This is a genomic window from Nostoc sp. CCY 9925 (assembly GCF_963920935.1).
Lineage (GTDB): Bacteria > Cyanobacteriota > Cyanobacteriia > Cyanobacteriales > Nostocaceae > Nostoc.
The window spans coordinates 1-6,217 of the sequence record NZ_CAWUDO010000200.1 but is presented as its reverse complement, the minus strand read 5'-3'; the positions used below and the strand labels follow the sequence as shown (position 1 = coordinate 6,217).

Here is a 6,217-nt window from a genome sequence, read left to right as displayed (position 1 = left end):
GTGGGCGATCGCTTCTGGTGCCGCTAGACTCGCCTATTTCTTCTGGGCGATCGCTCCTTGGCGTCTCAGTTTCCGGACGTTGAACATTTGGTGCATCCACATCAGGACTACCGATTGTCGGTGTATCAACTTGACCGCCGAAGCCATTCCTAATTCCATTTCCTAGCGAAGTACCAAACCTTTCTCCAGCTTGGAAAGTTCTGGTTTGCATACCTTGAACACCGCGACCAAATCTACCAAGTCTACCCAGGTTTGCTGTAGAAATCTGCACAGCCGCACCGATGGCAGCACCAATGAGAACTGCTTCTAAAGTGATGGGTTCTCCTGTTGCTAAGTTGCCAAAGACACCACCAGCAATATCAAAGGCGACATCAATGCCAAACTTTAAGAACGATTGAGTCAGCCCTGTCCCCAGTCTACCGGCTTGAGCCAACATGTTACCGAATACACCACCAGCACCACCCAAAGCACCACCGATCGCCCCAGCCAAGGCTGCTTTACCCACGCCATCCAGCAGGTTCTTGCCGTCGATGGCGTTGTTGCCTATCTGAATCACAGCACCAGCCACAGCGCCAACGATCGCCCCACCAACAATTGCACCGATTCCCCCAGCTAAAGCTGCACCTGCTCCCAATGCCCCAGCTAAGGCGCCCACAGCCCCAATCACTGCTGGTGCAACGATAATCGCCACAACAATTACAGCAATGACTAGCAAAACTTTCAGGACTGTTTTCCAGCGCGGTTGTTCTTTATCTGCTGCTTCTTGAGCGTATTTTTGGATATCGGAGTCGAGATTTGGCTGTTTGTCTCCTTGGATTGACCCACGCAGACCTTCTTCCAAGTCATTGACACTCTTTTGGAAGTTAGTCTCCATGTTTTGGTTACTCTGGTCAAAAGCGGTTTGAATTCCTTGAGTGACTTGACCAAAACCTGTGACGGCTGTTTGGGTGGTATTGGTGACTGTGGTTGTGAAGGCTTGCTGAATTTGATTGAAGGTGTCTGTAGCGCCTTGATTTAAGTTAGTTAAGCTCGTCTTAGCTTCTTGAGAAACAGCAGCAGACTCTTCCAATCCACTTTGGGCAATACCATTCACCGCAGTAACCGCTTGCTGCCCTCCTTGGGCAATACCTTCTTGCGATGCTGTAATGCCTTGTTCGGTTTGCTCTTGGACTTTAGCCACAGAGCTGTCAAACTGCGCCAAGATTTCTGCTAGAGTGGCGCTCAACTCCTCTGGATTCGGGGCTGACATTCCTTCAAGTTGGGCTTGGGTATCTTGGATGGCAGTTTGCAGACTGGCAGCAGCTTGGTTGATGCCATCTTGGATGGAAGCGATCGCCTTTTGGGCATCCCGTTCAATTGCCGATACTTGCCCTTGACCATAAACTGACAACAATTGCAATTGGGCAGCTTGCTGTTGGTCTAAAGTTTGTAATGTAGATTGCAGAGTTTGGTTAGCCGTTTGAGTCAACTGAGTTTGTGCGTCTGCGAGTTGAGACAAAACTTGCTGTTCAACAGAGTTTAAATTGTCTAAAGTTTGTTGTTGGAGAGTTTGCAGTTGTTGGCGAGACTGATTAGCAATATTATGGATTCCTTCAATATCCTTGGGTTTGCCCTGATCTACGGCATCAGCTTGTTTATTGCCTTCGTCAACTAACCCCTCTTTGTATTGTTGGGCTACTTCTCTGGCTGCTTTGGCTCTGGCCTTGAGTCGGTTATCTGTAAGTGGGCCGTCCCAGAAGTTATCATCTTTACCTGTAATTTGAGCTTCCCATGCAGTTGCTTTTTGTTCTCCAAAGGCGATCGCTTCATCGCCTACTTTGGTGCCAGCAGCACGGTATTTCTCTTTTGCCTGGGTATAAAATTCTTCAATCTTCGCCAGTTGGTTGCTTTCACTTTCATCTACTTTCTGAAGAGACGTTGTATATTCTGTTGCAACTTTTTGACGTTCTGTGGCAGTTGTTTGGGAAGTTGTGGCTGCTGCTGCCTGATATTGTGTTTGAATTTGGGCTATTATTGCTTGTGCTTGACTTTGCACTTGCTGGCGCTGCTGGGCAATTTGGGCAGTAACGGTTGCCTTTTGTTGTTCAACTGCCGCCATTACAGAAGCTTTGGCATTTTCAGTCGAACCTTGGATACGCGCTTCAATTCCTGGCCCCAGTTGGGTAATTGTCTGCACTCGCAAAGCTGCTTCAGCCAAAAAGCTATTTGTAATATTCATCGCCTCAGCTTTTTGCTGTTCTTGGAAGATGGCATCATCCTCTCCTTGAGCCGTCTCTTCCTGTTCCGGAGGTGCAAAGTTAATTCCTGTTGCCACTAATTGCGACGTTTGAGCATTTATGGCATTTTGCTCGGTTTGCGCTGCCAAAACGGCGGTTTTAGCTTGTTCTTTCTCTGCCACAGTTTCCGGGGTGACGGCTTTCGCCATGCTTTCCGGATTCGGGTTATTACTCTGTGATTGAGGTAATTTTTCTAAGCCTTGACCTTGAACGGCATTAGCTTGCTGTCCAATCTGTTCACCTTGATTTGCTTTCGTTTCCGGACTGGCGGCTTTCTCCAAACCTTCTGGATTAACCTCACCACCCTCAGCTGCTTCTAGTGCTTGTGATTCGGGTGCTTTTTGTTCGTCTTCATCTTTGATATCTTTCTTTTTGCGATTGACAGCTTCAGCCATACCTGCTTTCACTGCTTGTGATTCAGGTGATTTTTCTTTGTCTTCACTCTTGACATCATCACCTTTATCTGCATTGATTTCCGGACTGACAGCTTCAGCGATCGCTTCTGGATTCTGCTTATCAGCGACATCGGCTTCTACATCATCTTTGGGCTTGTCTGCTTGAGTTCCATCTTCGGGTGCAGCCATTTCAACGGAATTGCTGTCAACCACATCTGAGTTCGACGCCTTTTGTTTAGACTCAGGTTGTGTTTCGGGGTTTTCGTCGGGTGGTGGTTCTGTTGTTCCCGCCGCAACGGGAGATTGAACGCCAAGACTTGCTTGTGTTGCGCGATTGTTATCAAGTTCCTGGCGTACATCGTTCTCAACCTCAGCAGCATCCTGTGTGGTTTGTTGAGAAGCTTGATTATTTACATCAGGAGCAAGTTCGATAGTGCCACCGGGAAGTTCTTTCGCTTGTAAAAGCTCCTCTTCCTGTTCGCACTCTGAGTAACAAAGCCGCTGAATATCTATATCTGGCGTTACTGCTGCTGTTACCGATGAGTCTGTTTGCCGTCCTATTGCGTTACCGTTTTGTTGGACAACGTGAGTTAATTCATGAGCAAGTAATTCCTTGCCTCCATAACTCCCTGGATTGTATTCTCCTTGACGAAAGAAGATATCCTGTCCTGTGGTGAAGGCACGAGCTTGGATGGTTTGGTTGAGTTCGTGAGAGCGGCTATCTGTGTGGATTTTGACACCGTTGAAGTCAGCGCCAAACGCCTCCTCCATTGGTTGCCGGATATCCTTTGAGAGTGGCTGCCCATTTTGGCGTGCTTGTTGGATGGAAGTTTCTAGGTTAGATGTACTTACCACCCCACCACCCTGGCGCTGTACCAGAGGAGTGGTGGAACCAACTAGAAATTTCCTTTGTAATTCTGTCTCTGGTGATGCCTCGTGTTGGATAAACTGGTGATTTCGAGGCTCACTTATTTTCTGCATTACCTGGCGTGCTACTGTATCAGCTTGCTGTTCGTAAATGTCTCCTGGCTGATTAATTGTGAGTTTTGTTTGCACGCGTAGTGACATTCGACTAATGTCGTGGGTAACGGGTTCGTTTGGTTGCTCCTCAGTAACTACTTGGGGAGAAGAATCAACAGGCTTCGTTTGTAATTCTTCTAATTCCTGAGATTGAAATTCTGCCCCTGTCCGTTCCTCTTCTTCTTCTGGCAGTTCTTCCCGTTGCACAGTTTGGTGATTTTCAGGCTCATTCATCTCCTGCATCACCTGTGGTGCTACTGTCTGGGCTTCTTGTTCCTCAACATCTTCCGGCTGGTTAACTTTAGTTATTGTTTGTTGATGTAGCGAGATTCGACTAATGTCATGTCCTAGAGGTTTGTTGAGGGATGGCAATTCAGCAGTTGTTTGGCGCAAGACCCCAGAGGAGTTTAAACCAAAACCGCGCGTCGGTTGTCTGAGTTTAGGTATTGAGAAGGAACTAGTGCTAGCTTTTTTGGGCTTGGCTACGCGTTCTCTCATTTGCTTCTCCTGATGCCCGCCGAGCAGTAGGGTGGATGATTATGCTGATACAGATATTTAGAGTAGTGCGATCGCACTTCCCACACAATTAATCAAAAGTCTACAATCAATGCAAAATCAAGTTGCTTTTTCTCTTTAAGGACGACAATTACGTTGTGCTTTGCCGACAAATTTGGGAATATGTCAGTTTTTTAATGATTTGAGTTGTGAACTTTCGTTGACAGCTAAAGACTTTGGCAAGTAATAATATGCCAATACGCTTGGGATAAGCCTTTTTCTCTCCCAGACAATTAATCAAAAGTCTCAAATCAAGGCAAATCCATCCTACAATATCAGGCGATCGCTCTACGTTGTTAACACACCTTAAAGTCGCAATATCACTTGTACGACTACCTCAGGATTCAATTAAATCTCGCCTAACTGCTTCACTAATAATGCCTCGCAAATATTTCACTCTCTCTTCTTGTGGAAGTGCATGTAGCGCATCATGAATGCTTTGTGGTAACTTAACTCCCGTCACCTTCTTGGATAACGGCTCCGTCAATTCCTCTGCATACACTTTAAATTGTTGTTCTTTGAATTCTTTGGTTTGTACTGGCTTGGGATTGCTCATGGTGCTATTGCTGGTTAACTAGGTATAATCTCATAATAATCCCAAAAAATATTACTACAATGTTAATATTCCCGGTTAACCAGTGATATTTTATATTATAAATCGCCTGGAATTATAAATTACGCGTCGATTTAATCTCATAGTTAGCTACCTGATATTCTTTAATTCTTCTCTTTGAAAAATATTCATCAACTAGCCCCCACGGCATAGCCATTTCTTGACCAGCGTCTCCACCAGGCCCCATATAAGCGTAACCTTTGCTTCCCAGATAAGGAACTAATTTCTCACTGACATTAATATTGAACACCTTTTTCAAGACCAATGCTTTAAAATCCCCTGGTATATTATCTTGGTCGATAAAGCCGCCTCTTATCGATAATACAGGCAATTCTTTTGTTAATTTAAGTTCCCACAGAGAGGCTATTCCTGTCTCATTTCCAGCTTCCCCAATGTAACCTTCAGCTTGATCTTGATTAGTGGCTATGTAGCAAGCACTCCAGTCGTAACCTTCTGTGCCTTTGCTCCAGGTTGTTCCTTTAGAACCTTTATAGCCGATAAAGTTAGTCAATTTCTGAATTTCTTGATTAGCGTCCTGGTATTTGACCCATGTATCAAGCACTTTATTAGGCAAATCTTTACCATCAAAATCTTGCTCTAATACCTTCCAATTTTCATAGGACAGATTCTGAATAAAACTATTGTATTGGTTTTCTGATTTACACCAATTTACAAGTTCATCTACTTTAGTTGCATCCCATCCTTTTTGGAGGATTTTTTGATTGTTTTTATGCTCATTGATCAAATTTTCCTGGGCGGATGGGGATTTAACTGAAAAGGTTTGTATAACTTGAGAAGAACCTAGTTGACTTGCCCTTTGGTTTACTTTTCGCTGCACTGCCCCCCCACTCTGCTGCACAACGTGTGTCAGTTCGTGCGCCAACAACTCTTGACCGCCCCGACTCTCAGGATTGTATTCGCCTTGCCGAAAGAACACATCTTGCCCTGTGGTGAAAGCACGCGCCTGAATTGATTGATTCAACTCATCTGATTGAGCATCCGTGTGAACCTTCACGCCACTGAAATCAGCCCCAAAGGCCTGTTCCATCGGTTGCCGGATATTCTCGGCCATCGGCTGTCCACTACCCCTTGCTTGGTTGATGGACGCTTCCAAGTCTGCATTAGCAGCCATCCCAGCTTTCGCCTGACGCTGCACCATCGACGACATTTGTAATTCTTCTTCTTCTTCGTCTTCGTCTTCTTCTTCCTCTGGCGCTGACTCTCGTTGCAGTGTGCTGTTGTCCAGAGATTTCATTTGTAATTCTTCTTCTTCTTCGTCTTCGTCTTCTTCTTCCTCTGGCAGTGACTCTCGTTGCAGTGTGCTGTTGTCCAGAGATTTCATTTGTAATTCTTCTTCT

The 6,217-nt window shown here is 45.5% G+C and carries 3 protein-coding genes; all 3 read right to left on the bottom strand.

What is annotated here, in order from left to right:
* The coding region (locus tag ACM0OY_RS39045) for an eCIS core domain-containing protein (RefSeq protein ID WP_414574074.1) at positions 1 to 4,189 on the bottom strand (4,189 nt) is incomplete at its 3' end.
* Positions 4,190 to 4,583: 394 nt separating this feature from the next.
* Positions 4,584 to 4,802, bottom strand: a complete 219-nt coding sequence (locus tag ACM0OY_RS39040) for a hypothetical protein (protein ID WP_414574073.1) — start codon at positions 4,800 to 4,802, stop codon at positions 4,584 to 4,586.
* Positions 4,803 to 4,914: 112 nt separating this feature from the next.
* On the bottom strand, positions 4,915 to 6,217 hold a 1,303-nt coding region (locus tag ACM0OY_RS39035), incomplete at its 5' end, for a DUF4157 domain-containing protein (RefSeq protein WP_414574072.1).